This is a genomic window from Aureibaculum flavum, assembly GCF_016406085.1.
Classification (GTDB): Bacteria; Bacteroidota; Bacteroidia; order Flavobacteriales; family Flavobacteriaceae; genus Aureibaculum; species Aureibaculum flavum.
Genome location: NZ_JAEHFJ010000001.1, coordinates 548,636 through 573,209, shown reverse-complemented (window position 1 = coordinate 573,209; position 24,574 = coordinate 548,636). Strand labels below are relative to the sequence as shown.

Here is a 24,574-nt window from a genome sequence, read left to right as displayed (position 1 = left end):
TTTCAACAAAATACTTTTAATTACTTTTGCAACGAATAATTTAGCGATAAAGCGTGTCTCAAACCTATCTTTCATACAATAATATTATCTCAAGTCTTGGTTTTACTACGGCTCAGAATATTGAGAATATCTCATTAGGAAATTCTGGTATTGAAAAAGTAGATGATAAAAAGGTGTTACAAACACCCTTTTATTCCTCTTTGATTAAAACAGATCAATTAGATACTGCTTTTCAAAAATTAGGGAATAGCATTGATTTTACGCGTTTAGAAAAAATGATGTTCTTATCATTAAATGATGTTTTAGAGCAGTCTAACTTAGAAATAACAGCTAAAACGGGACTTATCATTTCAACTACAAAAGGAAATGTAGATGTCTTAGATACCAATTCTAAGTTCCCAAAAGAACGAGCATATTTGGCTGAATTAGGGAAGCAAATTCAACAATTTTTCGGATTTAAAAATGAAGCAATAGTAGTCTCTAATGCTTGTGTATCTGGAATTTTAGCGGTTTCAGTGGCAAAACGAATGATAACGTCAGGTGTGTATGATGATGTACTTATTGCGAGTGGAGATATTGTTTCTGAATTTATTTTATCGGGATTTCAATCGTTTCAAGCAATTAGCGATGCTCCATGTAGACCTTTTTCTAAAAACAGAACGGGAATTAATATAGGAGAGGCTGCTGCTGCCATATTGGTAACTTCTCAAAAGGAAAACCTATCGCCAGATGCTTTAGAAATATTAGGAGATGGCTCTTGTAATGATGCCAATCATATTTCTGGACCATCTAGAACTGGAGAAGGATTATACAGAAGCATTCAATCTGCTCTGAAAGAAGCAATGATAGAAACGAGTACTATAGATTATATTTCTGCACACGGTACAGCCACTAATTATAACGATGAAATGGAGGCCATTGCTTTTAATAGAATGGAGTTAGGTGATGTGCCTGTGAATAGTTTAAAAGGCTATTATGGCCACACACTTGGGGCATCTGGTTTGTTGGAGACTATCGTGGGAATGCAATCGTTATTTAATAACACTTTATACACATCTTATGGTTTTGATGAACTTGGCGTTTCTCAATCTATAAATGTAATAAAGGAAAATACAAAAAAGCCATTGCAAACTTTTTTGAAAACAGCATCTGGTTTTGGCGGATGTAATACAGCCGTAATTTTTAAAAAAGTGCATTAATTTGAAAATAGAAAATTACATATCAAACTATTGCCATATAAGGAATAACACAGTTTCGGTGAATGGAGAACTCATATTCAAAGAGGATTCCAATAGTGAATTTGCTGATTTTTCTAAAAAAGGGTATAAACAATTGAATTTAAGTTATTCAAAATTTTTTAAAATGGATAACTTAAGTAAATTAGCCTTTTTGGGAGCTGAATATGTGTTAAATGCAACTAAAATTGATGCTGATGATAATGTCGCTATTGTGTTGACAAACAGAGCTTCAAGTTTAGATACAGATAGAAAACATCAAGGGAGTATTCAAGACAAGGAAAGTTATTATCCGAGTCCCGCTGTATTTGTATATACGCTGCCTAATATTACTATTGGCGAAATAAGTATTAAACATCAGTTAAAAAGTGAGAATGCTTTTTTTATCTTTGACGCTTTTAATGCTGATTTTTTGCATGCATATGCAAGTAGCTTATTAGAAAAAGAAAAAGCAGAAAGTGTGCTTTGCGGATGGGTAGATTATGATGGGGAAGCTTATGATTGCTTTATGTATATGATATCCAAGAAAGGACAAAGGAAACATACAACTAACGAATTAAAAAACCTTTATAAAAATAAAGATTAGATGGAAGGATTAAAATTAGAATTAAAAGAAAAAATTATAGAGCAATTGAATTTAGAGGATGTTTCAATCGAAGAAATAGGAGATGATGATCCTCTTTTTGGAGACGGATTGGGATTAGATTCTATTGATGCTTTAGAGTTAATTGTAATGTTAGATAAAGATTATGGTATTAAATTAACTGATCCTAAAGAGGGTAAGAAAATTTTTGAATCAGTTGCTATTATGGCAACTTATATTACAGCAAATAGAACAAAATAAATGTCTAAAGGAGTTGCCATTACTGGAATGGGTATTGTTTCTTCAATTGGTAACTCAGTTGAAGAGAATTTGAATGCTTTATTGCAAAGTAAGCACGGTATCTCTAAAATTTCTAGCATAAAAACACGTCATATTGACGAAATTATGGTCGGTGAAATTGATTTGTCAAACGAAGAATTGATAAAGCAATTGAATTTACCTGAATCTCAAAATTATTCCAGAACAGCATTGCTGGGGGTAGTTGCTGCCAAACAGGCCGTTGAGAATGCCGGAATTTCTGATATTAATGATTGTCGTACAGGTTTAATATCTGCTACGAGTGTAGGTGGTATGGACATGACTGAAAAGTATTATTACCAATATTTAGAAGATGAAACCAATCACAAATATATTGGTGGTCATCATGCGGGTGATTCTACCCACAAAATTGCAGAACAATTAGGAATTACCGATTTTGTAACGACAATTAGTACTGCATGTTCTTCATCAGCCAATGCAATAATGCTAGGTGCTCGAATGATAAAAGCTGGTAAATTGGATAGAGTAGTAGTAGGCGGTGCAGATTGCTTATCGAAATTTACCATCAACGGATTTAAAACCTTGATGATTTTATCAGATACCTACTGTAAACCTTTTGATAATGATAGAACAGGTTTGAATTTAGGTGAAGCGGCTGCATTTTTAATCTTAGAGTCTGATGAAATCGTTGCAAAAGAGAATAAAAAAGTACTGGCTTATGTTTCCGGTTATGGAAATGCTAATGATGCTTTTCATCAAACAGCTTCGTCTGAAAATGGTGAAGGAGCTACCTTAGCCATGCAAAAAGCCTTTAAAGTTTCGGGAATTTTACCGGAACAAATAGATTATATTAATGCCCATGGTACGGCAACACCCAATAACGATTTGTCGGAAAGTATTGCTATACAACGTGTTTTTGGTAGTAAAATTCCTGATTTAAGTTCAACAAAAGGGTTTACTGGGCATACATTGGCTGCTGCGGCAGCAATTGAAGCGGTGTACTCTATACTAGCTATTCAACACAATCTTATTTTTCCGAATTTAAACTTCAACACAGCGATTGCTGAAACGGGTATTGTACCTGTTACTAAAGTAAAAGAGAAACAAATCAATTATGTGCTTTCTAATTCTTTTGGTTTCGGTGGAAATTGCTCAACCTTAATTTTTTCAAAAAACTAAATGAAAAATTGTTATATCAATGGATTGGGGTGTGTTTCGGCACAAAAAACTACTGAGAGTGGATTCTTAGATGACATTGTTTTTTATGATACCAATATTTTACCGGTTATTAACCCTAATTATAAAGAGTATATTCCACCTGCAGCAGCGAGAAGAATGGCAAAAGGTGTGAAAATGGGTGTGGTGGCTTCAAGTTTAGCGTTAAAAGATGCTCATGTAGAAGTTCCTGATGCTATTATTACGGGTACGGGAATGGGCTGTTTACAAGATTCTGAAAAATTTGTAAGTGCTATTATAGATAATGATGAAGAGTTTTTAACACCAACTTCTTTTATTCAATCTACACACAATACAGTTGGTGCTCAAATTGCCTTAGGCTTGCAATGCAAAGCCTATAACTTTACCTATGTGCATTCTGCAATTTCTTTTGAATCTTGTCTTATTGATGCTCAGATGAAATTTAATGAAGATGAGGCATCAACTATTTTGGTTGGTGGTGTAGATGAACATGGTAAGCATACCAATGATTTACATCATTTGATTGGTCATATTAAAAAAGAAGAAGCTGGTAATACAGATTTAATTAATTCTAAAACGGAAGGTTCTATCTTTGGTGAAGGAGCCATATTTTGTACATTATCAGATGAACAAACGGAGCATAGCTATGCAAAATTAGTGGATGTTGAAATATACAGTCAACTTAGCGAAGAGCATCTGGAATCTAGAATTAAAACATTTTTAGAAGCAAATAAATTGTCTATTGAAGATATAGACCTTATTGTTTTAGGTAATAACGGCGATCTTACTTTCGATTCCTATTACAAAACGATAGAAGAAGGTATCTTTAAGAATACGCAGCAAGTTTATTATAAACATTTGTCTGGAGAATTTAATACAGCCTCTGCATTTGGGTTTTGGCTGGCTTCCAAAATAATTAAGAAACAAGAGATTCCTACTTTGGTTAAAATAAATGACCAACCTAAAAAGATCTACAAAAATGTACTTCTTTATAATCAATACAGAGGCGAAAACCACAGTTTAGTAGTATTACAGTCATGTTAAAATTTGGCAGAGTAAATAGCTTTTTTTTTATACTGGTGTTGCTTGTTTTGTCATTTGGACTTCCTAAATTTTTATACATTGTTCTTTTTATATGTTGGTTGATTGTAACTATTATTGGTTCGTTTCATATCCGATGGAATTATCATATCAATGCATTAAATTCAAATCCAAACACCACTAAAAAACAAGTTGCCATTACTTTTGATGATGGACCAAATTCAGAATTTACACCTCAAGTCCTTTCTGTTTTAAAGAAATACAATAGCAAAGCTTCTTTTTTTTGTATTGGAAATCGCATAGAAAAACACCCCAAATTAGTGCAACAAATAGTTGCTGAAGGACATGTCGTTGGTAATCATTCTTACAGTCATTCTAATACTTTTGATTTTTTTTCAAAGAATAAAATTGTTGAAGAAATAATGAGTACTAATAAATTGATTTATAATTTATTAAAAGTGAATTGCAAGTTGTTTAGACCCCCTTTTGGAGTTACTAATCCTGCCATAAAAAACGCAATTAAAGAAACGAATCTTCAAGTTGTAGGATGGAATGTGAGGTCTTTGGATACAAAAATAAAAGAACCAAAAAAAATTCTAAATAGAATTACAAAAAACCTAAAAGCTGGTGATGTTATTTTATTACATGATTCTAGTAAACGGACCGTTGTGGTTTTGGAACAATTATTGTTATTTTTACAAGAACATCACTATGAAACCGTAACGGTAGATGAATTATTTGAAATTGAAGCATATGCTAAGTGTTAAAATTAACTTTATAAATTCAAATGTTAGAGAATTCGTCGATTCGAGTGCTTTGATCCCGAAAATTCGGGATAAAAGTGTATCGAGAATAGAATTTTCGGATAAAACGGTTCTCGATACATTTTCTGTTTCATTTCATGAAACAAAAAACACTCGAACTGACGTCAGTAGCTTTATGAAATACCATATGTCTAAATTAATACTTACTTTTTTATTATTTATTGGAACAGCAAGCTATGCCCAAAAAGTGATGACTGCTCAAGAAATTTCAACCTTCAAGCAACGTGTAAAAGCAGTTGCTCAAAAAACAAAGACAATAGGTAGCGATTTTGATCAATACAAACACATGGAGTTTTTGTCAAATGACATTAAAACTTCAGGAAAAATGCTATTTAAGTCGCCAAATTTGGTAAAATGGTCATATACAAGTCCTTTTCAGTACAGTGTTATTTTCAAGGAAGACAAGCTGTTAATTAATGACGAAGGGAAAAAGAGCGATGTCAATGTCGGCTCTAACCAATTGTTTAAAAAATTGAATCAGCTCATTGTAAAAAGTATTAGTGGTGATATGTTTGATGATGCTGAATTTACTATGAATTTCTCCAAAAACGCTGAGGCGTATATTGTTACATTTAATTCTAAAGATGAGGAACTTAAAAAATACATCAAGCAATTTGTGTTGCATTTCGATACTCAAAAACATACGGTTGTTGAGGTGCGAATGATAGAACCCTCTGATGATTACACTCAAATTGTATTTAAAAACCGAAAAGAAAACCAAGTGATAAAGGATGAGGTTTTTAGGAATTAGTTTTATCGTAATTATACTGTTAACTTCATGTACAGTAGCCTCTACAAAAGATTTTGTGGTTGTGGAGAATACAGTAGAAAAGTATAAAAATCCTTATTTCGCAGATAGCTCTAAAGATTATGTTTACAAGGCAAATTTTGAAGTATATGGACGTACTTTTGGTGGTCTTTTAATCATTAAAAAATTAGCAACTGAGCACCATAGAATAGTTTTTGCAACAGAATTTGGTTCTAAAATGATGGATATGGAACTTATAAATGATGTGTTTACCATTAATTTTATCGCGGATGATCTTAATAAGAAAATAGTCATCAATACCTTGAAAAAGGATTTTAAAATTTTACTCCAAGAAGAAATTCGATTTGACAAAACCTATCAAAACACTGAGGCTACTATTTTTCAATTAGTTGATAATAAAAGATTTAATTACTATTATGTCAGTAAGAAAAATCAACAGTTGGTTCGCATTTTACATGCTTCTAAATCCAAAGAAAAAATCATTTTCAACTTTGAAAGTAAGGACGGTAAAATGGCTGAAAACATAATAATAGATCATAAGAATATCAAACTGAAAATTAAACTGAAGCGTATCGATTAGTGTGTTGCTCAAAACGAGATAGGAGACCTATAGGAGTAAGACCTCTTAAAAATAAAGAAACGGATATCAATTCAAAAAGAAATTCTATTTTTACCAACTATAAATACGTTATAAAATGTTACTCAAAAATTTATATACAGTACAGTCTTTTGAATTTAAAGAAGGTCAATTGGTTTCTGAAATTTTCATAAATAAAGACCATGATATTTTTAATGGTCATTTTCCTGGTAATCCGGTAATGCCTGGTGTTTGTATGATTCAAATCATCAAAGAATTAACAGAAAAAGCGTTGGAGAAAAAGTTGTTTATGGAAAAATCGAGCAACATTAAATTTATGGCGTTGATTAATCCTGAAGAAAATAACACTTTGGTATTAAATTTGAATATCACTGAAGAGGAAGGTAAATTTAAAGTAAAGAACATCACTAAAATGGGCGATACAGTAGCTCTAAAATTTAATGGTCTTTATAGAGAAGTTTAACTTCTTGTTACATTTTTCGTCCGTTCGAGTGATGCTAATAGAAAGTCTCAGGTTACTGGTAGGATAGAGCATCGTATCGAGAACCAAGTGATGGTAGTGAAAAATCAATGCCTCTGAAATAAAATTTTCTCGATACATTTTTTTCAACGCTATCGCATTGAAGAAAACACTCGAAGTGACGTTAGTACATTACTCGTCCGTTCGAGTGATGCAAATAGAAAGTCTCTGGTTACTGGGAGGATGGAGCATCGTATCGAGAACCGAGTGATGGTAGTGAAAAATTAATGCCTCTGAAATAAAATTTTCTCGATACATTTTCTTCAATGCTATCTCATTGAAGAAAACACTCGAAGTGACGTTAGTACATTACGCGTCCGTTCGAGTGATGCAAACGAAAAGTTTCAGGTTACTGGGAGGATAGAGCATCGTATCGAGAACCGAGTGATGTAAACGAAAAGATTAAGGTTACAGAGAGGATGGAGCATCGTATCGAGAACCGAGTGATGCAAACGAAAAGTTTAAGGATACTGAGAGGATAGAGCATCGTATCGAGAACCGAGTGATGGTAGTGAAAAATTAATGCCTCTGAAATAAAATTTTCTCGATACATTTTCTTCAACGCTATCGCATTGAAGAAAACACTCGAAGTGACGTTAGTACATTACTCGTCCGTTCGAGTGATGCAAACGAAAAGTTTAAGGTTACTGGGAGGATCGAGCATCGTATCGAGAACCGAGTGATGTAAACGAAAAGTTTAAGGATACTGAGAGGATAGAGTATCGTATCGAGAACCGAGTGATGGTAGTGAAAAATTAATGCCTCTGAAATAAAATTTTCTCGATACATTTTCTTCAATGCTATCTCATTGAAGAAAACACTCGAAGTGACGTTAGTACATAACTCGTCCGTTCGAGTGATGCAAACGAAAAGTTTAAGGTTACTGAGAGGATAGAGCATCGTATCGAGAACCGATTGATGCTAGTAAAAGTTTAATGTCTATTAAGGGGTAGTAAAAACAACAAGTAAAAACATGACAAAATTAATACTATACATATCGTTATTTATAGCAATCACAGTTAAGCCTACGGTTCCAGAAATACGCGAACTCTATATAAAATCTGCAAATTCTAAGGAGGTCGCTAAGGACTTCTATCAAAAATTAGAAAGCGTTAAGGTTACTGATGAGGCAACGTTGGTTGGTTATAAAGCAGCTTCGTTAACGATTAAGGCTAAATTTGAATCAAAAATAAAAGACAAAAAAGAGTATTTTAAAAAGGGAGCGGCAATGCTAGAAACGGTGATTGCAAATAATACAAATAACATTGAATTGAGACTCATTCGTTTAAGTGTTCAAGAGAACTCACCAAAAATACTAAAATACAAAACCAATATAGATGAAGATAAAACCTTTATTTATAGTCAATTACCACATATAAGAAATGCAGCATTAAAGAAACATATTAGAGGCTATGTTTCACATTCCAATGCTTTTTCAACCGAAGAAAAAACTGTAATTTCGAAGCTCTAATGTAGTCCTTAAAGTTTCGTGCAAAATCCCGAAAAAATAACACAAAAAATAACCGATTTTAATTGTTGTGTCCTAATTCCGACCTACAACAACCAAGCTACGTTAGATCGTGTTATTCAAGGTGTTTTATATTACACCAATCAAATTATTATCATAAATGATGGTGCAACTGATGCAACTAAAAGGATTCTATCTCATTATCCACAACTCACCCAAATACATTTAGAAAAAAATAAAGGGAAAGGCAATGCCTTACGTTTGGGGATGCATAAAGCAGAAGCCTTAGGTTTTGATTATGCTATTTCTATTGACTCTGATGGACAGCATTATCCAGACGATATTCCACTGTTTATTGAAGAGCTAGAAAATTCTGAAACTAGAGATTTACTATTAATTGGTGCTCGGAATTTGAACGCCAAAGGCATGCCTAGAAAAAATAGCTTTGCCAATAAGTTTTCTAACTTTTGGTATTGGGCAGAAACAGGTTTTACACTGCAAGACACACAATCGGGATTTCGACTGTATCCCGTTAAGGAGATTAACAAAATAAAATTTTTAAGTACTAAATTCGAGTTTGAAGTAGAGGTGATTGTAAAGGCATCGTGGAATGGTATAGAAGTTAAAAACATTCCCATACGTGTATTGTACGACCCTGATGAGCGTGTCTCGCACTACCGACCCTTCATGGACTTTGTACGTATTAGTGCTATGAATACATGGTTGTTTACTATCGCTATTGTGTATATTAAACCACGCGATTTTTATAGAAAATTTAAAGAAAAGGGATTCAAACGATTCTTTAAAGAAGATTTAATTGGAAGCGAAGATTCAAATATAAAAAAATCACTTTCCATTGCTCTTGGTACTTTTATTGGAATTTCACCTTTTTGGGGATTCCATTCTATTTTATCCATTGTAGTTGCAGCGGCCTTAAAATTAAATAAGGTCATAAGTTTTGCCTTTTCAAATGTAAGTTTCCCTATTTTTATTCCTTTCATTCTTTATGGAAGCTTAAAGTTGGGTGGTTTTATGTTGGGGAGAAGAAGCTTAGATTTACATCAAATTGATGAAAATTTTAAAATCGGGGTTTATCTTTTCCAATATATTGTGGGGAGTTTTGCCTTAGCTTTAATTATGGCTGTACTTTTCGGATTGGCGGGCTTTATTTATTTACAGATTAAAACGGGTAACAAAAAGAAAGTAAAACATGGATAATTTCTTTTATAAGACGTATCGTGTATTGCAAAAACAAAAGATACTCTTTGCCAGTATCTTCTTGTTGTTACTATTTTTACTAGGGTTTTTAGCATCTAAACTGCAATTTGAAGAAGATATAACCAAATTAATACCCAATTCTGAAAAATCTGACATCACTAATAAAGTCCTGCAGCATGTAAAATTTGCTGATAAAATCATTGTCTATCTTGAAGTTAAAAACGACGCAGATGCTGATGATTTATCTGCTTATGCTAGCGAATTTGTAGATAGCATTCAAAAACAAACTGGAAATTATATAAAAGAAGTCCAGGGTAGAATAGGGGATGATGCCATTGATAAAACCCTTAGTTTTATCAACCAGAATCTACCGTTGTTCTTAACGGATGCTGATTATAAACAGATTGAAGGTCGATTGCAAAAAGATAGTATTGATGCTATTACCAAAGCAAACTATAAAACACTCATTTCTCCAACGGGTATCATTGCTAAAAAAAACATTTTAAAAGATCCGTTAGGCATTACTTTTTTAGGCTTAAAAAAGCTAGAACAATTAAAAGTAGACGACAATTTTGAAATACACAACGGTTTCTTAGTCAGTAAAGACCATAAAAATCTTTTGCTGTTTATTGTGCCAGAATTAGCAGCCAATGAAACCGCAAATAACACAAAGTTTGTAGAACAATTGTATCGCATTCAAGAGGTATTGAATAGCAAGTACAAAGCATTTGTTTCTGGTGAATATTATGGTTCTACAGTAATTGCGGTAGCTAATGCCTCACAAATTAAAAAAGACATTCAATTTACCATAAGTATTGCACTATCGGTATTGGTTTTGATCCTAATTTTCTTTTATAGAAAGCTGTTAATTCCCATCATTCTCTTTATTCCCACTGTTTTCGGAGCCTTATTGGCGGTAGCCGTTTTATACGTAGTAAAAGGTCAGATTTCAGCCATTTCATTAGGTATAGGTTCTGTTTTATTGGGTATCACATTAGATTATGCCTTACATATACTCACTCATTTTAGAAATAATAATGATGTAAAGCAATTGTATAAAGATGTTGCCAAGCCTATTTTAATGAGCAGTATTACCACTGCTTTGGCCTTTTTATGCTTATTATTTCTAAAGTCAGAAGCTCTTAAGGAATTAGGAATATTTGCTTCGGTTAGTGTTTTAAGTGCCTCTGTTTTTGCGTTGTTACTCATTCCGCATTTGTATCGTTTTAAAACTGTAAAAAAGCATTCAAAAGCAACGCTTATTGATAAGGCGGCAAGGTATAAGTTTCAACATAATAAGGTGTTGGTTTTCGGATTGCTAATTGTTTTTGTAATCAGTCTTTTTACCTATCGTAATGTGATTTTTGATCAGGATATTTCAAAAATGAATTATCAAACGGAAGCCTTAAAAAAGACAGAGAAAAAGTTAGATACTTTATTGAATATGGCATCTAAATCAATTTACGTTACGGCATATGGAAATTCAGTAGATGAAGCCTTATTGGCTAACGATGCCATTTATAAAGACCTGGTAGATTATAAGTTAAAAGATTCTATATTGAGTTTTAGTTCTGTAGGCTCTTTAGTACTTTCAGATCAGTTACAACATCAGAAAATAGAACAATGGCGACAGTTTTGGACGGCGGAAAAAAAGCAATTCGTAAAAGAAAACCTTATTGAAAGTGGAACTGCTATGGGATTTAAACCAACTACTTTTAAAGGTTTTTATAAGCAGTTGGAAAGTGATTTTTCTACAATTTCTTATCAGGATTATCGCCAATTGAAGTCGCTTTTTTTAGATGAATTTATTTCAAACGACACTTCTTTTGCAACGGTGGTTTCTATGGTAAAAGTGCGTCCAGAAAACGTAAAGCAGGTGGTGTCTGCCTTTGATAAATTACCACAAACAGTGGTTATTGATCGTCAACATATTAATGAAACGTTTTTAGGTAATTTAAAAGATGATTTTAATAAGCTTATCGGATATTCATTATTGGCGGTTGTACTTATTTTATTGCTATTTTATAGGAGCATAGAGCTTACACTAATTACCATTATTCCCATAGCATTAACTTGGTTGGTTACCATCGGTGTCATGGGCTTGTTCGGTATTCATTTTAATGTTTTTAATATTATCATTTCTACCTTTATTTTTGGACTTGGTGTTGATTATAGTATTTTTATTACCAATGGCTTGTTAAAAAAACATACCTATGGTGTAAAGGAATTACCGACGTATAAAACGTCTATTTTATTATCGGTTATTACCACTATTTTAGGGGTAGGCGTGTTGATTTTTGCCAAGCATCCAGCATTAAAATCCATTTCTGTTGTCTCTATTATTGGTATTTTATCTGCCGTACTCATTGCTTTTACCATTCAACCATTACTGTTTAATTTTGTTATTGGTTGGCGAACTAAAAAGGGAGTGGCTCCATTACGATTGCGGACTTTTCTACACGCGATGTTGCTGTTTACTTTTTATGGCCTTGGCGGGATGATCTTATCACTAATAAGTATCACCATTTTACCAATCATTCCTATTTCTAAGAAAAAGAAGATGAAGTGGTTACACAACACCATGGCAAAAATGGTAACTGCAACATTGTATGGCAATCCGTTTGTAAAAAAGAAAGTCGAAAATCCACATCATGAGAAGTTTGATAAACCAGCAATTATAATTTCCAATCATGCCTCGTTTTTAGATACATTAACTATCGGAATGACAACGCCAAATGTTATTTATTTAGTGAATGATTGGGTGTATAAATCACCCGTATTTGGATTGTTAGCTAAGGTTGCAGGTTTTTATCCGGTGTCAAGTGGTGTAGATGGTAGTTTAGAACATTTAAAAGAAAAAATCCGTCAAGGCTATTGTCTGGTTGTCTTTCCAGAAGCAAGACGCTCATTTACCAATAAAATTGGACGGTTTCATAAAGGGGCATTCTTCTTGGCTCAGCAATTGGAATTGGATATTTTACCGTTATACTTACATGGAAACTCAGAAGTGCTCCCCAAACGTGATTTTATCATTTATGATGGTAGTCTGACCGTGGTTGTAGGTAAGCGAATTGCCTATGATGACACAACTTTCGGAATTACAGACCGTGAACGGACTAAGAAAATAGGAGCAATTTATAAACAGGAGTTCCAGAAAGTGAGAGATGATATTGAAGATGCTGATTACTTTAAAGACATCTTATTCAGTAATTATCGCTATAAAGGAACTGCTCTTTTCAATGCCGTGAAAAATGGTTTTAAGGTAAATAAGATGCTTTATCAAAAGGTTTCTGATCGTCTACCTGCAAAAGCAACTATTGTACATATTGCCAATGATTATGGGCAATTAGATATCTTGTTAGTGTCTCGTTTTTTAGATAGAAAAATAACAATTTTTATTTCAGATAAAGAAAAACGAACAATCGCTAAAAACTGTTATACAAATCAGCACCGAAATGTTGATTATTTAAACGATTTTGATCAGATTTCATCAAAAAAGGTCGATATTTTGGTAATTTCAGCTAAAATGAGCGATATTTCGGAAATTAAGACACTTTTAGAAATGCAGACACTAAATGTACTTTTGGTCAAAAATGATGCTTTACTAGATGCGTTCTTAGATAAAGGTTATCAAATACAGAATCAAGACCAATCCATTATTCATCTCGTCTTACAATACAAGTAGTGCAATGAAAGAAAAATACGACGTAGTAATTATTGGAAGTGGCTTGGGTGGACTCGTATCTGCAAATATTTTGGCTCGTGAAGGCAAAAGTGTTTGTGTACTCGAAAAAAACAATCAATACGGAGGTAATCTACAGATATTTTCTAGAGATAAAAGTGTTTTTGATACCGGTGTGCATTATATAGGTGGCTTAGATAAAGGTCAAAATCTTTACCGTTATTTCAATTATTTAGGCATCATGGATGGACTAAAATTGAAGAAAATGGATGAAAATCAATACGATGTTATCTCTTTTGATAATGACACTGTTGAATATCCACACGCACAAGGTTATGATAATTTTATTACACAATTGAGTCAGAAATTTCCTGAAGATAAAGATGCCATTCAGCAGTATTGTGATAAGATAAGAGAAACCTGTAATAGTTTTCCATTGTACAATTTAAAACCAGGAGATACGTATTACGACAATACGACACTTCTTAGCCTAAAAATCAGTGATTTTTTAGATAGCATTACCGATAATGAAAAACTAAAATCGGTGTTGGCTGGTTCTAATTTTTTATATGCCGGCGATAAAGATAAAACTCCCTTTTACGTACATGCCTTATCTGTAAATTCTTATATACAAAGTTCATATCGATGTGTAAATGGAGGGAGTCAAATTGCCAAATTATTGATTAAAAAATTAAAGGAATTTGGTGGAGAAGCCTATAAACGTAGTGAAGTAACTTCATTTGGATTTGAAAATGAAAAACTAGTGTCGGTTATTACAAAAGCGGGAAACGAAATAAAAGGGGATTTATTTATTTCAAATATAGAACCAAAGTTTACCGTAAAAATGTTGGGTAACGATCGACTTAGAAAATCATATACCAACCGGATTTCAAATATTGAAAGTGTAATTTCTGCTTTTAGTATTTATATCGTTTTTAAGCCAAAAACGTTTAAATACATGAATTACAACTATTATCATTTTAAAAATTATAAAAAGGTATGGACCGCCGCTGATTATGATGCGAAGAGTTGGCCCGAAGGGTATATGGTTTCTATGAGCGTAAAAGATACCGAAGCGTCGGCAGTAAGTGAGTGGGCAGAGAATATGACCGCCATTACTTATATGCATTATGATGAAGTGGAGCAATGGGAAAATACGTTTAATACGGTTGCCGAAAAAGGGGAGCGGGGGCAAACCTATGAACAATTTAAAGCAGATAAAATTGAATTAATGTTGGTAGAGCTTGAAAAGAAATTCCCAAACATTAGAGATTGTATAATGGCTGTATATGCATCAACACCACTTTCGTACCGTGATTATATTGGGGTTAACCGTGGTTCTATGTATGGATATGTAAAAGATGCTGACAGCCCAATGAAATCGTTTTTATCGCCAAAAACCCGACTTAAAAATTTGTTGTTTACAGGGCAAAGTTTAAATATGCATGGTATTTTAGGGGTAACTATTAGTGCTGTATTAACCTGTTCTGAAATTTTAGGAAGAGAATACTTGGTAGATAAAATTGTAAAGGCCAATGAAGAGTGAAAAGAGTCACGATTGATGCATGATGATAAACAATTTTTGAATTAAATGGTGAAGAAGATATAAAGCTACTCTCTGTCAGTCTGAGTAAAGTAGAAGTTCAAGGAGAATACAACGAAAGTTGTAAAACAGCCATTGTTTGGATTAAGCAAAGCGGTTTAACTATTTTGAACCAAATAGAAATTTGAAGTATAGAATAAATATAATCGACATCAATTGTCCCCTTGACGGGTTTTAGTGGTGTTCATGAAGAATAGAATTTTAGAATAAATTAATAAATAGTAATTTAAACGAAAACAAAGCTCCTCCCCTTGATTAAGGGGAGGTGTCCAAACGAAATATTATGTTTTGTATTAAACATCATGGACGGAGGGGTCTAATTCACAAACTACTAACACTATTCGGACTCATCCTCCTAATAACCTCTTGTGGTGTAAAAAAATCACTCAAAGACCAACCGAAATTAGAAGGTTTTAACAACAAAATCCCAAAAAGAGTACAAATAAACGATTCTACTTTTGTTGTAGGTAAAAACCAACTTCGCAAAAATAAACATGGCTTGTGGGAATTATATGTCAAAGGAGATCCTTTAGAACGTGGACTCGCAAACGGCAGTTTAACAAAAGAGCTACTTCAAAAACAGGAGGGAATCTTTTTCTCCAAAGTAGAGGAGATGGTACCTTCAAAATTTAAGCAAATGCTGTTGCGAAAATTTTTAGCTTGGTATAATAGAAAACTCTATTTGAACATCGTTGATGAATATAAAACAGAAATTTATGGAGTTTCTCGCTTTGCTGGTGATGATTACGATTATGTAGCAGACGATTATATGCGAAGCCTATATTTACACGGAGCTCATGATATTGGGCACGCGTTAAAAGATTTGGCCTTGGTGGGCTGTTCTTCTTTTGCAGTGTGGGATGATAAATCTGCCGATGGAGGTTTGCTTATTGGTCGAAACTTCGATTTTTACGCGGGTGATGAATTTGCTAAACAAAAAATTATTGCTTTTGTGGCTCCTGATACGGGATACAAATACATGTCCGTGACTTGGGGAGGAATGATTGGCGTAGTATCCGGTATGAATAACCAAGGACTCACAGTTACCATTAATGCAGGAAAATCGGATATTCCTTTAGTGGCGAAAACACCCATTTCGTTGTTGACTCGTGAAATTTTACAGTATGCTTCTACGATTGAGGAAGCAATCGCTATTGCTAAAAAACGACAGGTATTTGTCTCGGAAGCAATTTTGGTAGGAAGTGCGAAAGATCATAAAGCCGTTACTATTGAGGTTTCTCCCAATAATTTTGGAGTGTATGAAGTAGCAAACACCAGTCAGTTGTTGTGTTCTAATCATTTTCAAAGTGACGCGTATGCCAATGACGAAAACAATATCAAACAAAAGGCAGAAAGTCATTCGCAATACCGTTATGAACGTATGGAAGAGTTACTTTCTGAAAACAATAAAATTAATCCTAAAAAAGCGGTTTCTATACTTAGAAATACCAAAGGCCTGCACGACAAAGATATTGGTTACGGAAACGAAAAAGCCTTAAATCAATTATTGGCTCATCATGGTATTGTATTTCAACCCGATCAATTAAAAGTGTGGATTTCTACCAATCCGTATCAATTGGGCGAATTTGTGAGTTATGATTTAAACAAAGTGTTTGAAAAATTTGAACATCAAAACTTTGAAGAAAATATTTCTGAAGAGCAGTTACTTATTCCTGCTGATGATTTTATAAAAACAGAGGCTTATAGAAACTACGAGCTTTACCGACAATTACGCCACGAATTAATGGCCGTTATTAATGCTAAGGGTAATGCCAGTTCTGAATTATTGAAAGAACTAGAAAGTACCAACCCTGAATATTGGGAAGTCTATGAGTTGGTAGGCAAGTACTATTACGAAAAAGGCTATGATGCTGCCGCTTTAATTGAATTTAAAAAAGCATTGACTAAAGAAATTACTACCGTACCAGATAGAGAACGGATTGAAAAGTATGTGCGTAAAATTGAAAAGTGATCACAACTTTAAAATTACGAGATGTTCAAACTCCCCTTTCTTCGCTTAAAATAATTCCATTTTTTATTTGTAAATTTATCAGAGTCGCGAATTCATTCCCCTCTTCATCAAAAGAGGGGAGCTTTTAAAATACTATGACATCTAAAAGAGTACATACTAAAGTTGAATTGAAAACATACCGAAAAAAGTTACAGTCAAATCTAACACCAGCTGAAGCATTTCTATGGAAAAATTTAAAGTCTAGACAATTAGATGGTAAGCGTTTTACAAAACAACATAGTATTGGAAATTACATTGTCGATTTCTATTGTGCCTCTCAAAAATTAATTATTGAATTAGATGGTGAAGTTCATAATAATTCCATAGCCATTGAGTATGATACTAAGCGTACTGATTATTTAAATAAGTTAGGCTATACTGTGATAAGGTTTGAGAATAAAATGGTATTTGATTAATTGTCAATTATCTTAGAAACAATTAAGAATAATTTTAAGTCTGTTTGAAATATGTAAATTTCAAATTAGTGTAGCGAGTTTAATAGTGAGGCTCCTCCTTTTGGATAAAGGGAGGTGGGTACACGTTTACGTGTGGTCGGAGGGTTTGAAAATATTATTACGAAAAAGGCTTTACTGGAATTCAAAAAAGCATTAACCACGGTACTGGATAAGGAACAGATTGAAAAGTATGTGAGGAAGATTGAAAGGTAATAAATTATTTTTCTTGTCGATATGTCAGTTCGAGTGGTCGCGAGGAACGAGTGATTGTATCGAGAACATTCGATTAAACCGATTAACATGTGCTTCTCGATACATTTTCTTTTACACTATCGCTTCAAAGAAAACACTCGAAGGGACGTACTATTTAAATTTTTAACTTTAGATCATATATAAGTGTCAGTTCGATCTCTTATGCTAAAGCTTCAGCGACAGCATTATGAATTTTGTCCCGATAGCCATCGGGAGAAAATTGTACCTTGCCAGCCACAGGGAGGTCGAGAACCTTTATAAAACAACGAAAATTTTAACGATACGTTCCCAAAAAAAAGAAGATAGCACTTTATAAAAATAAAGCACCACCTTCCCTAATTACTCCACCTAGTATATCCTTTTAAAAATCGACCCCCACCGAAAATTGCCACATTCTATTTTTAGGTTCACCTTCATCATAAATCTCTCCCATACCAATATGATAACGAATCCCTAAACTAAATCCAGAATCCATTTTAATACCACTACCAACATTAAATCCCCAATCAAATCGATCAGGTGTTATATCAGATTCCGTATCAAAAAGATTAAAGCTACTATCATACGTTTCTTTATGAGATATGGCATATCCTACCTGAGCACCACCTTCCAAAAAGACTTGCTTTATGGGATATAGTTGCAACATTACCGGTACATTAATATAATTTAGTTTTTGAGTATAAGTACCTGAATCATTTTTTAATTGATATCCTTGTTGCGAGTACATGGCTTCCACTTGAATGGCCATCAAACTATTAATAGCTGAATTGCCATATACACCTAAATGAAACCCATGGCGTTGCCCTGTTTCTGTCTCACCGTCATAAGTAACAGCAGCCAGATTATAACCTCCTTTAATACCAGTAGTTGAAGTGCCTTGTTTTTGATTTTGTCCGCTTAGGCTCAAAATAAAGCCCATAAAAACTATTATAATTATTCTTTTTCGTATCAATTCCATATTCTTATTTTATTGAATAGTTATTTTATTTAATGCTGCTTCAGTGCAGCTTTAGTATAAAAACAACTGTATGGCAAAAAGTCCTGAAACAAAATGCTTTTTTATTCATAATGCTTTTCTTTTTTTAAGGAATGGTTTATATTTTTATTGTTTTTGTTGGCAGGTACTAATGTGAAAAAGGCTTTACTAGAATTCAAAAAAACACTCACCAAAGAAATTACTACCGTACCAGATAGAGAACGGATTAAAAAGTATGTGCTTAAAATTGAAAAGTGATTACAACTTTAAAATTACGAGATGTTCAAACTCCCCTTTCTTCGCTTATAATACATCCAATTTTTATTAGTAAATTTATCAGAGTCGCGAATTCATTCCCCTCTTCTGATGAAGACGGGAGCTTTTAAAATACTATGACATCTAAAAGAGTACATACTAAAGTTGAATTGAAAACATACCGAAAAAAGTTACGGTCAAAACTAACACCAGCTGAAGCATTTCTATGGGAAAATTTAAAGTCTAGACAATTAGATGGTAAACGTTTTACAAAACAACATAGTATTGGAAATTACATTGTCGATTTCTATTGTGCCTCTCAAAAATTAATTATTGAATTAGATGGTGAAGTTCATAATAATTCCATAGCCATTGAGTATGATGCTAAGCGTACTGACTATTTAAATAAGTTAGGCTATACTGTTATAAGGTTTGAGAATAAAATGGTATTTGATCAATTGTCAATTATATTAGAAACAATTAAGAATAATTTTAAGTCTGTTTGAAATATGTAAATTTCAAATTAGTGTAGCGAGTTTCATAGTAAGGCTCCTCCATTTTTATAAAGGGAGGTGGGCACACGTTTACGTGTGGTCGGAGGGTTTGAAAATATTATTACGAAAAAGGCTTTACTGGAATTCAAAAAAAATCTTACCAAAGAAATTACCACCACGCTCATTTGCAATCAAAAAATGGGTGTCTTTCTATGCGGATAGACAATACTTCTCTATTATCCATAAAATGCCTTTTAATAAAGTACCTTTGCATTATATTATTTACTATTAAAATTAATTCTCATTCGCACAACTTTTGTGAATTTATAGGGCTTTTTTTCTAAGCTTTTCTTTGGTTAACAGAATGTTGGTGGCCAACTGAAGCGAAGTTTAGTGCAAAGCAGTAATTAATATAATAGTGCAGTGTGTTTTTTTATCAACGATAGTAATTGAAGGAATCCGTAAATAAAATACGGCTCTTGAATACCAATACAATACCAATTTATGATTACAGATTTAGCGTTACATAAACCAGAACCGATAGTACCTGGAAAAAAAATAGAAGTGTTTAATAGCAATTCAGATGTTAAAAGCACTGTGAGAGCACTTGAAGCTGGTAAGCCGGTATTAATTACAGCGTTTTATAGTAACGGTATGCTTCTTTTGAAGGAGATACAGTTGTATTTAAAAAGAAGGATGCCTAACAAAACGTTTAAAGAACAACGTGAGTTTCGAGCGGCTTATCGTAAAATGTCAAATCTTATGCTCATAGAGATTGTTGCTCATAAATTGAATGTAAGAAAAGCACCGTCTATCGGTTGGTTAGCTAAGTTGTATCCAGAAACGAGCGACTTTATATTAACTTTTCCTCAGGTGCAAGGCCTAAACAGCTCTTGGCAATCGTATCAAAATGGGATTTCTATTCCTGTATTGCGGAATAAAATTCATCCTTACTATGGTACAAATTATCCTACACGTTATGATGATTTAATCCTTTTTGACAATTGGTTAAAACGTTATAATGGACCTAAAAAAACAGCTATAGATGTTGGAATTGGAAGTGGAGTACTTGCTTTTCAATTGGTAAAACATGGTTTTCAAAAGGTTTTTGGTACAGATACCAATCCGAATGCAATTGTGGGACTTACCGAATTTATGAAAGATACCAAGTTGTCTAGAAAGGTAGAATTAAACTTAGGGCACCTTTTTGGAAAATGGGAGAAACAAACCGAATTGATTGTTTTAAATCCACCGAGGTTACCCATTTCTGAAGCATTAGATAATCAGGATGAAACCATGTATTACGATAAAAAATTCTTCCCTGAATTCTTTGCAGCAGCAGAAAAAATGCTTTTACCCGAAGGAAAAATTGTGGTATTATTCTCTAATTTGGCTCAAATTACAGAAGTAACGAAAGTTCATCCCATACAAAAGGAATTAGATAAAGGGGGGCGTTTTAAATTGGTAAACTGTCTTAAGAAAAATGTAAAATTGGCTACAGATAAAACAAAACGAGTTCAACAGTGGCGTTCTACTGAAGAAGTTGAGCTTTGGGAGCTGGTAAAAAAATAAATTGTTGAGGTTTTGAATCAACCGTTTAAAAGGTCATAAGAATAATTGCGATTTACGTATTGGTGGTAAATCGTTTTTACGCTGCCGTGGTATTAGATTGATGCATAATTTTAAAATATTGAATATCCTAATACCAAGGATAATTTTCCAAAGGTTGAATACCAGCTTGTATAGTTGTCTAAAACATCTTTATTTAGATGATATCTAAATTCAATACTATATTTATCTTTAAACTTATAACCAGCACCAAAAGCCAAATTTACAGTTGAAATTATGTTTAAATCCGTTGAAATTTCATAATCAACGTTAGAGTTATATGAAATATCAAAAATAGTAGAAGCATTAACAAATACTTTTGAATCATCTTTAATAAAAAAATAATGCCTGATTCCAATTGGTAATTCAATTGAATTGTACTTTGCTTCGACGCTTTGAATTCTTTGGGTAGTTAATTCGATTTTAGATTTATACTTATTATAAGTAGGTTCAATTATTACCGACCACTTATTTTTATTGAAAGGCATTATAAACTCTGCTTCAATACCAAAACCAAAATTTATATTAGTATTAAAATCGCTATCTGTCGAATTGTATATAGAATTATCTACAGAAAATGAAGTGCTGTTGATACGGGGTCTAAATGTTAAATTGAATAGATCTTTTTTCTGTATATTTTCAAAATCAGTAAGCTCTGAACTTTCACATTGATTATATTTTACAAATAATTTTATTAATTTATTTTTGCCATAATTTATTTTGTTGATGTCTTTAGACGAAATGTTTTGACACTTTAAGTTATTCAATAGTTGTTGTCGAAACGTAACGTTTTCAGCTATTTTTTCCTGATTTATTTTATATCTTTTATATACTAATTGTTCAATGTCAGTTCCCTCATTACTGTAAAAGTATCTAACAATATCTCCATTGTTGTATGAATATAAATTGGCTTTGCCTTCTACTAATACCTTTAAAAAAAGTTCTTCGTTTTTGAATACAGGGTTTCTTTGCGTGTTTAACTCTGCAATTCTATTGCTAGATCTATCAATATCCACCTTACTTCTGATGTATTTTGAATATTTGTAAATACCAAATTCTTTAACTGAAGCTATTGAAGCTGTTTTTAACTCTTTATCTTCTGAAATTCTATATTCAAATTCTGTAGGATTATTCTTCCAGTCAATATTTTTAATTTCGCAATCTATTTTTTTATCAGAATTATTAATAAAATATCCTTTATTAAAAGTTATTTGAGAATAACAATTGATACTAAGAATTGAAATGAATAGTATTAAGATTTTTTTCATTTTATTTAGAATAGCCGTGAGTAAATAATTGAATATTATTATTCTCTAAATTAATTATATTATTTTCCTAATTCTATGCTTTTTCTGTTTTTATTTTCAACTTATGTCGGTCACCGTTGTATTCGGGTTATGCTTAATGTTGAAATTACAAGAATTAGCTATAAAACACATGGTATTTGCTTCTTTGTGTAAAGTATTTGCTTTCGTAATTTGACTCGCATCTGTAATGATTACCGTAGGGTTGAGGGTAACCTCCGTAAATCGTCCACTTCCATTTTTGGTTTCTTCCATTATTCCCGTAGCATTATCTTCATATTTTGTAACTACAATGTGATGTACAGAGCATAAATGCAAATACCAAAGCATATGACAAGCCGATATCGATGATAAAAAAAGATCTTCAGGGTTATATTTTGATTTATCACCCAAAAAAGAAGGATCAGAAGAACCTTTAATGTTGGCATATTTTCCTTGAGCCGAAATGGTATGGTTACGGTTAAAAGCTTTGTAATTTAAGGTGCCTTCACCTTCATTACCTGTCCATGTTACGTTGACCTTGTAATTGTGCTTTTTCATAGCTCTTGATTCTTTAAATCAAATTCAGGTTCATTTTCCATTTGAACGTCTTCTTCTGGCTTCTTATTCATTTTCCATAACCAATATAATCCGCCAAGTGGTATTCCAAAAGTCCAAACGGAACCTAAATATCCCATATATGAAAAACTGATACCAAATAGAATTTGAAAGCTTAACAAGTTAATAGAAAGCCCGTAAACAGCACTATATGTAATGGCAGGAACATTAAAAAATAGTACAGCAATATATTTCAACCATTTTTTCTTTAGAACACTTCGTTTGATCTTTATAATAATCCAGATGTTAAAAATGGGAACACATAGAGCTAATATGCCAAATAGCCAAAACGGTATCATATTCGGTATTTTTTCTTTTAGATCTAAGGTTTTAATGTATAGAATCTTATTAGTACTATCATCAAAAATTATTTCAAAAATACCAAATTCGGTGTCGTTAGAAAATTCAATCTGGGCTTTCGTTGTATTTGGAGCTGTACCTTCTCCCTCTATTGTTGAGAACGTCTTATTGGCAGTCATAAAACTATAGTTTAATTCTTTACCAAAATTCTTTACAATTAAGTTTTTAAAATTATGTAACCCTTTTTTTAAAGTATCAATATTTGTGTTTTTAAAAGCATCATTTTTAGTAGCCATAAAAGTCATGCTTTTTTCATAATCACCTTCTATGATGGAGTTAATCAAGCCTTCTGTAGTGTCTTTATAGGTAAATACATTGCTTATAAAATCACAGCTTATAAATAGGGAAGCCGTTAATAAAATTAGTAAGATTTTTTTGAGGTTGGTCATTTGTATGAATTGACAGTAATAAGATGTATTTAGTTGGATGTTATACAACATAATTAATATTGTAACACATCTATTTTTTACCTGTTGTTTACTTTTTGCGGAACGAGTTTTACTGCGGCTCTATTTTTATTAATCACAAAAAGACAAGATGAAACCACCCACCAAGTATCTATTGCAAAAGTGATTTTCTGTAAAAAAGGTAGGTAATAAAACCCAATTTTAGTCTGAAAACTTAAAAATACAATAATGCTCAATGTAAAGCAAAAGTACATCAGTCGTTTTAAGCCTTTGTTTTTGAAACGTCGCAACTCTATAAATAATGGAATCATTGCCATTGTACCTAATACGCCAGTAAAAGTTACCATTAAATCATGATACGGTGTAAACATAAAAAGAAGTGCTGTCATAGATGCTATTCCGAAATATGTAATTAGTTGTGTATTCCGATTTTTTTCATTGAATACTTTTGGTAAAATATAGAAAAAGGAAATCATGGTTAAACTAAGAATCAAATGTGAGATGATAGCAATGGGACGAGCATTGTTTATCGCACCACTTTCTGTAATAGGGTTCATGGCATCGCACAAGAAGTTATTAGAAAAACTATAGCCATTATTGGCATTTGGGTAATTATAAGATCCTCCAGGATAGGCAGACGCAGCAAAGTAAAATACGATGAGGTAGAGCCCCAAACCGAATATTGGAAAATAGGGGAGGTATTTGGTGTCGAATTTGTTCATTTAGTGTTACTGAAAAAAGTAAGCGACAAATATAGTTTTTATAAAATTGCCATCAACTCCTTTCTTTAACACAACACGAATTCAAAATAGGTAGAAGCCTTTTGAAGGAATAATGA

22 protein-coding genes are annotated in these 24,574 nt (G+C 32.7%); 17 read left to right on the top strand and 5 right to left on the bottom strand.

Features of this window, described 5'->3' with window-relative positions:
* The first annotated feature begins 53 nt into the window (after positions 1 to 53).
* From JBL43_RS02510 to JBL43_RS02440, 15 genes are all read left to right on the top strand, one after another.
* Positions 54 to 1,199, top strand: a complete 1,146-nt coding sequence (locus JBL43_RS02510; RefSeq protein ID WP_198839896.1) for a beta-ketoacyl synthase N-terminal-like domain-containing protein — start codon at positions 54 to 56, stop codon at positions 1,197 to 1,199.
* A 1-nt stretch (position 1,200) separates the two neighbouring features.
* Positions 1,201 to 1,821: a 3-oxoacyl-ACP synthase gene (locus tag JBL43_RS02505; protein ID WP_198839895.1), complete on the top strand. Its 621-nt coding sequence runs from the start codon at positions 1,201 to 1,203 to the stop codon at positions 1,819 to 1,821.
* Entirely contained in the window at positions 1,822 to 2,079 is a 258-nt protein-coding gene (locus JBL43_RS02500) for a phosphopantetheine-binding protein (RefSeq protein WP_117883504.1), read from the top strand.
* The gene (locus JBL43_RS02495) at positions 2,080 to 3,276 is read left to right on the top strand and encodes a beta-ketoacyl-[acyl-carrier-protein] synthase family protein (protein ID WP_198839894.1); all 1,197 of its coding nucleotides are present in this window, start codon (positions 2,080 to 2,082) and stop codon (positions 3,274 to 3,276) included.
* Entirely contained in the window at positions 3,277 to 4,338 is a 1,062-nt protein-coding gene (locus JBL43_RS02490) for a beta-ketoacyl synthase N-terminal-like domain-containing protein (protein ID WP_198839893.1), read from the top strand. It abuts the gene before it with no gap.
* Between the two features lie 98 nt (positions 4,339 to 4,436).
* Entirely contained in the window at positions 4,437 to 5,102 is a 666-nt protein-coding gene (locus JBL43_RS02485; RefSeq protein WP_233098668.1) for a polysaccharide deacetylase family protein, read from the top strand.
* 184 nt (positions 5,103 to 5,286) lie between these two features.
* Positions 5,287 to 5,910, top strand: coding sequence for a flexirubin biosynthesis/transport protein LolA2 (lolA2, locus tag JBL43_RS02480; protein WP_198839891.1), 624 nt, complete (start codon positions 5,287 to 5,289; stop codon positions 5,908 to 5,910).
* The gene (lolB2, locus tag JBL43_RS02475) at positions 5,891 to 6,508 is read left to right on the top strand and encodes a flexirubin biosynthesis protein LolB2 (RefSeq protein ID WP_198839890.1); all 618 of its coding nucleotides are present in this window, start codon (positions 5,891 to 5,893) and stop codon (positions 6,506 to 6,508) included. Before lolA2 ends, lolB2 begins: the two co-directional genes overlap by 20 nt.
* A 115-nt stretch (positions 6,509 to 6,623) precedes the next feature.
* Entirely contained in the window at positions 6,624 to 6,989 is a 366-nt protein-coding gene (locus tag JBL43_RS02470; RefSeq protein WP_198839889.1) for an ApeI family dehydratase, read from the top strand.
* Positions 6,990 to 8,019: 1,030 nt separating this feature from the next.
* On the top strand, positions 8,020 to 8,517 hold the full coding sequence (locus JBL43_RS02465) for a hypothetical protein (protein WP_198839888.1): 498 nt from the start codon (positions 8,020 to 8,022) through the stop codon (positions 8,515 to 8,517).
* 18 nt (positions 8,518 to 8,535) lie between these two features.
* Positions 8,536 to 9,732, top strand: a complete 1,197-nt coding sequence (locus JBL43_RS02460) for a DUF2062 domain-containing protein (RefSeq protein ID WP_317193432.1) — start codon at positions 8,536 to 8,538, stop codon at positions 9,730 to 9,732.
* A complete protein-coding gene (locus tag JBL43_RS02455) occupies positions 9,725 to 13,417 on the top strand; it encodes an MMPL family transporter (protein WP_198839887.1) in 3,693 nt (1,230 codons plus the stop codon). Before JBL43_RS02460 ends, JBL43_RS02455 begins: the two co-directional genes overlap by 8 nt.
* A gap of 4 nt (positions 13,418 to 13,421) precedes the next feature.
* Entirely contained in the window at positions 13,422 to 14,960 is a 1,539-nt protein-coding gene (locus tag JBL43_RS02450; RefSeq protein WP_198839886.1) for a phytoene desaturase family protein, read from the top strand.
* 340 nt (positions 14,961 to 15,300) lie between these two features.
* Positions 15,301 to 16,989, top strand: a complete 1,689-nt coding sequence (locus JBL43_RS02445) for a C45 family autoproteolytic acyltransferase/hydrolase (RefSeq protein ID WP_198839885.1) — start codon at positions 15,301 to 15,303, stop codon at positions 16,987 to 16,989.
* A 134-nt stretch (positions 16,990 to 17,123) separates the two neighbouring features.
* Positions 17,124 to 17,444: an endonuclease domain-containing protein gene (locus JBL43_RS02440; protein ID WP_198839884.1), complete on the top strand. Its 321-nt coding sequence runs from the start codon at positions 17,124 to 17,126 to the stop codon at positions 17,442 to 17,444.
* Between the two features lie 652 nt (positions 17,445 to 18,096).
* On the opposite strand, the gene JBL43_RS02435 is transcribed toward JBL43_RS02440, so the two are convergent.
* The gene (locus JBL43_RS02435) at positions 18,097 to 18,693 is read right to left on the bottom strand and encodes a porin family protein (protein ID WP_198839883.1); all 597 of its coding nucleotides are present in this window, start codon (positions 18,691 to 18,693) and stop codon (positions 18,097 to 18,099) included.
* Between the two features lie 410 nt (positions 18,694 to 19,103).
* On the opposite strand from JBL43_RS02435, the gene JBL43_RS02430 reads away from it, so the two are divergent.
* Positions 19,104 to 19,472 carry an endonuclease domain-containing protein gene (locus tag JBL43_RS02430; protein WP_198839882.1) on the top strand — a complete coding sequence of 123 codons (369 nt, stop codon included), beginning with the start codon at positions 19,104 to 19,106 and terminating at the stop codon, positions 19,470 to 19,472.
* A gap of 492 nt (positions 19,473 to 19,964) precedes the next feature.
* Positions 19,965 to 21,032, top strand: a complete 1,068-nt coding sequence (locus JBL43_RS02425) for a methyltransferase (protein ID WP_198839881.1) — start codon at positions 19,965 to 19,967, stop codon at positions 21,030 to 21,032.
* A 110-nt stretch (positions 21,033 to 21,142) separates the two neighbouring features.
* On the opposite strand, the gene JBL43_RS02420 is transcribed toward JBL43_RS02425, so the two are convergent.
* The 4 genes from JBL43_RS02420 to JBL43_RS02405 all read right to left on the bottom strand — a co-directional run bounded on the left by JBL43_RS02420 (position 21,143) and on the right by JBL43_RS02405 (position 24,458).
* The gene (locus JBL43_RS02420) at positions 21,143 to 22,336 is read right to left on the bottom strand and encodes an outer membrane beta-barrel protein (protein WP_198839880.1); all 1,194 of its coding nucleotides are present in this window, start codon (positions 22,334 to 22,336) and stop codon (positions 21,143 to 21,145) included.
* 96 nt (positions 22,337 to 22,432) lie between these two features.
* Complete coding sequence (locus JBL43_RS02415) at positions 22,433 to 22,912, bottom strand: OsmC family protein (protein ID WP_198839879.1); 480 nt, start codon at positions 22,910 to 22,912, stop codon at positions 22,433 to 22,435.
* Positions 22,909 to 23,718: a hypothetical protein gene (locus JBL43_RS02410; protein ID WP_198839878.1), complete on the bottom strand. Its 810-nt coding sequence runs from the start codon at positions 23,716 to 23,718 to the stop codon at positions 22,909 to 22,911. Before JBL43_RS02410 ends, JBL43_RS02415 begins: the two co-directional genes overlap by 4 nt.
* Positions 23,719 to 23,795: 77 nt before the next feature.
* Positions 23,796 to 24,458: a hypothetical protein gene (locus JBL43_RS02405; RefSeq protein ID WP_198839877.1), complete on the bottom strand. Its 663-nt coding sequence runs from the start codon at positions 24,456 to 24,458 to the stop codon at positions 23,796 to 23,798.
* Positions 24,459 to 24,574: the final 116 nt, after the last annotated feature.

Coding starts and splice junctions, on each gene's coding strand:
- JBL43_RS02500 (WP_117883504.1), top strand. CDS start 1,822: ATGGAAGGATTAAAATTAGAATTAAAAGAAAAAATTATAGAGCAATTG.
- JBL43_RS02495 (WP_198839894.1), top strand. CDS start 2,080: ATGTCTAAAGGAGTTGCCATTACTGGAATGGGTATTGTTTCTTCAATT.
- JBL43_RS02490 (WP_198839893.1), top strand. CDS start 3,277: ATGAAAAATTGTTATATCAATGGATTGGGGTGTGTTTCGGCACAAAAA.
- lolA2 (WP_198839891.1), top strand. CDS start 5,287: ATGTCTAAATTAATACTTACTTTTTTATTATTTATTGGAACAGCAAGC.
- lolB2 (WP_198839890.1), top strand. CDS start 5,891: ATGAGGTTTTTAGGAATTAGTTTTATCGTAATTATACTGTTAACTTCA.
- JBL43_RS02470 (WP_198839889.1), top strand. CDS start 6,624: ATGTTACTCAAAAATTTATATACAGTACAGTCTTTTGAATTTAAAGAA.
- JBL43_RS02465 (WP_198839888.1), top strand. CDS start 8,020: ATGACAAAATTAATACTATACATATCGTTATTTATAGCAATCACAGTT.
- JBL43_RS02455 (WP_198839887.1), top strand. CDS start 9,725: ATGGATAATTTCTTTTATAAGACGTATCGTGTATTGCAAAAACAAAAG.
- JBL43_RS02450 (WP_198839886.1), top strand. CDS start 13,422: ATGAAAGAAAAATACGACGTAGTAATTATTGGAAGTGGCTTGGGTGGA.
- JBL43_RS02445 (WP_198839885.1), top strand. CDS start 15,301: ATGTTTTGTATTAAACATCATGGACGGAGGGGTCTAATTCACAAACTA.
- JBL43_RS02440 (WP_198839884.1), top strand. CDS start 17,124: ATGACATCTAAAAGAGTACATACTAAAGTTGAATTGAAAACATACCGA.
- JBL43_RS02435 (WP_198839883.1), bottom strand. CDS start 18,693: ATGGAATTGATACGAAAAAGAATAATTATAATAGTTTTTATGGGCTTT.
- JBL43_RS02430 (WP_198839882.1), top strand. CDS start 19,104: ATGACATCTAAAAGAGTACATACTAAAGTTGAATTGAAAACATACCGA.
- JBL43_RS02425 (WP_198839881.1), top strand. CDS start 19,965: ATGATTACAGATTTAGCGTTACATAAACCAGAACCGATAGTACCTGGA.
- JBL43_RS02420 (WP_198839880.1), bottom strand. CDS start 22,336: ATGAAAAAAATCTTAATACTATTCATTTCAATTCTTAGTATCAATTGT.
- JBL43_RS02415 (WP_198839879.1), bottom strand. CDS start 22,912: ATGAAAAAGCACAATTACAAGGTCAACGTAACATGGACAGGTAATGAA.
- JBL43_RS02410 (WP_198839878.1), bottom strand. CDS start 23,718: ATGACCAACCTCAAAAAAATCTTACTAATTTTATTAACGGCTTCCCTA.
- JBL43_RS02405 (WP_198839877.1), bottom strand. CDS start 24,458: ATGAACAAATTCGACACCAAATACCTCCCCTATTTTCCAATATTCGGT.